This is a genomic window from Collimonas rhizosphaerae, from assembly GCF_038896935.1.
Lineage (GTDB): Bacteria > Pseudomonadota > Gammaproteobacteria > Burkholderiales > Burkholderiaceae_D > Collimonas > Collimonas rhizosphaerae.
The window spans coordinates 1-2,678 of sequence record NZ_JBANDC010000045.1; the positions used below are offsets into that span (position 1 = coordinate 1).

Annotated in this window: 3 protein-coding genes; all 3 read right to left on the reverse strand. The window is 62.2% G+C overall.

Annotated features, from left to right (window positions below):
* Positions 1 to 374: 2Fe-2S iron-sulfur cluster-binding protein (locus V8G57_RS26195; RefSeq protein ID WP_342831969.1), on the reverse strand; the 374-nt coding region annotated here is incomplete at its 3' end.
* Positions 375 to 458: 84 nt separating this feature from the next.
* A complete protein-coding gene (locus tag V8G57_RS26200; protein WP_342831971.1) occupies positions 459 to 2,039 on the reverse strand; it encodes a formate dehydrogenase beta subunit in 1,581 nt (526 codons plus the stop codon).
* Positions 2,036 to 2,515, reverse strand: a complete 480-nt coding sequence (locus tag V8G57_RS26205) for a formate dehydrogenase subunit gamma (RefSeq protein WP_342831973.1) — start codon at positions 2,513 to 2,515, stop codon at positions 2,036 to 2,038. The genes V8G57_RS26200 and V8G57_RS26205 overlap by 4 nt, the downstream gene beginning before the upstream one ends.
* Positions 2,516 to 2,678 lie beyond the last annotated feature (163 nt).

Genomic DNA, 2,678 nt, shown 5'->3' on the forward strand with positions numbered 1-2,678 from the left:
CAATTGCCGTTGGTGGGGCAAGTCAGGCAATCGAGCGGATGGTCGGAGATGTACAGTTCCATCACGCCGCGCCGGATGTCGGCCAGCTTGGATGTCTGCGTCTTGACCTTCATGCCTGGCTCGCATGGCGTGGTGCAAGACGCCGGATAACCTCTGCGCCCTTCTATTTCGACCAGGCACAGGCGGCAGGAACCGAACGGTTCCAGGCTGTCGGTCGCGCACAGCTTGGGCACGCTGATACCGGCATCCATGGCAGCGCGCATCACCGATGTGCCCGCCGGTACATCGACATTGACGCCGTCTATCTCCAGGGTGATCATCCGTTCCGACAACCGCGCCGGCGTGCCGTAGTCTATTTCATTGAGCTGGTTCATTCTCTGTTTCTCCTGTTTGCCGCCGCGTCCGGGTGTACAACCTGGACGCAATGGCTTGACGCTTGTTCGTGCTTCGGTTGACGCTTAGGCTGCCTTGCCGGCTATCGCAGGCGGCGCGCCAAAATCTTCCGGGAAATGGTTCAGGGCCGACAGCACCGGCAACGGCGTCATGCTGCCCATCGCGCACAGGGAGCCGTTGACCATGGTGTCGCACAAATCGCGCAGCAGGTGGATCTGCTGCTGGCGCTGGCCCTGGTTCTCCGGATTTGCATTGGCGATGATCTTGTCGATCACTTCCACTCCGCGGGTCGAACCGATGCGGCAAGGGGTGCATTTGCCGCAAGACTCGGTGACGCAGAATTCCATCGAATAGCGCGCCTGTTGGGCCATATCAACGCTGTCGTCGAACACCACCATGCCGCCATGGCCGACCGTGCCGCCGACGGCGGCAAAAGCTTCGTAGTCGAGCGGCGTATCGAACAGCGACGGCGGCAGGTACGGCCCCAGCGGGCCGCCGACCTGCACCGCGCGCATGGCGCGGCCGCTTTCGGTGCCGCCGCCGAAGTCGAACAGCAGTTCGCGCAAGGTCACGCCAAACGCTTTCTCCACCAGGCCGCCGTATTTGATGTTGCCTGCCAGTTGCATCGGCAAGGTGCCCATCGATCGTCCTTGCCCGAAATTCTTGTAGAACGCCGCGCCGCGCGCCAGCACTATCGGTACGCTGGCCAGCGTGATCACATTGTTGATCACGGTCGGCTTGCCGAACAGCCCCTCGATGGCGGGCAGCGGCGGCTTGGCGCGCACCACGCCGCGCTTGCCTTCCAGGCTCTCCAGCAAGGCGGTTTCTTCGCCGCACACATAAGCGCCGGCGCCCTTGCGTACCTCCAGCTGGAAATCCTTGCCGAAACCGAGGATGTTCCGGCCCAGGAAACCGCGCGCGTTAGCGATGGCGATCGCTTCGTTCAATACCGCTATCGCATGCGGATATTCCGAGCGGACGTAGATGTAGCCATAGTCTGCATTGACCGCCAGGCCGGCAATGGTCATGCCTTCGATCAGCACGAAGGGATCGTCCTCCATCACCATGCGGTCGGAAAAAGTGCCGGAGTCGCCTTCGTCGGCGTTGCAGACGATGTATTTCTGGGCAGCCTGCGCGCCCAGCACCGTCTTCCATTTGATGCCGGTCGGGAAAGCCGCGCCGCCGCGGCCGCGCAGGCCGGAGTCCAGCACCGCCTGCACGATGTCGGCGCTTTGCATGGCCAGCGCGTTTTGCAGGCCCAGGTAGCCTTCGTGCGCCAGGTAGTCGTCCAGCGAAAGTGGGTCGGTAATGCCGACACGGGCGAAAGTCAGGCGTTCCTGGTTCTTCAAATAGGGAATTTCATCGACCAGCCCCAGGGCCAGGCGATGCTGGCCGCCAGCCAGGAAATCCGCATCGAACAGGCCGGCGACGTCATCCGGCTCAACCGGTCCGTAGCCGACGCGGCCGGCAGCGGTTGCCACCTCGACCAGCGGCTCGAGCCAGAACATGCCGCGCGAACCGTTGCGCACCAGCGTGATTTCCTGGCCACGCCTGGCCGCTTCGGCCACGATTGCTGCGGTGACATCATTTGCGCCGAGGGCCAGCGCGGTCGAATCGCGCGGTACATAGACGGTAATGCTGCTCATGATGTACCTCGCTTGGCTTGCAGCAGCCGGTCAAGCTTGCCGTGGCTGACCCGGGCGTGCAATTCGTCATTGATCATGATGGCCGGGCCACAGGCGCACTGGCCCAGGCAGTACACGGCTTCCAGGCTGAATTCGCCATCCTTCGCAGTACCGTGGAAATCACAGCCCAGCACCGTCTTGGCGTGCGCTTCGAGCGCTGCCGAGCCGCGTGCCTGGCAAGCCTCGGCGCGGCAGATCTGCACCACGTGGCGGCCGGCCGGATGCTGGCGGAAATAATGATAGAAACTGATCACGCCGTGCACTTCCGCACGCGAAAGATTGAGTTCTTGCGCGATCATCGGCACGCTTTCAGACGGGATATAACCGGCCGACTCCTGGATCGCATGGAGGATAGGCAACAGCGCCCCGGGCAATGTCTTTTGCACCGCGATCAGCGAAGCGATGTGATCCATGTCTACAACTTGATGCATTTCCATTACGGCTCTCCTGCGTGCCGATGCATCCGGATGAACGGTCGTCATCCAGATGCATCGGTTTGCAACATGATGGCTAAACAGCTTACTTGTACATGGTCTGGGCCATGGTTCCCGGGGCGTACACCGCAGGATCGACCCAGATATTGACCACCGCGCAACGCCG

What these genes read in the sequence shown, in the direction of transcription:
- V8G57_RS26200 (WP_342831971.1), bottom strand. Translation starts at nt 2,039, where the DNA reads ATGAGCAGCATTACCGTCTATGTACCGCGCGATTCGACCGCGCTGGCC.
- V8G57_RS26205 (WP_342831973.1), bottom strand. Translation starts at nt 2,515, where the DNA reads ATGGAAATGCATCAAGTTGTAGACATGGATCACATCGCTTCGCTGATC.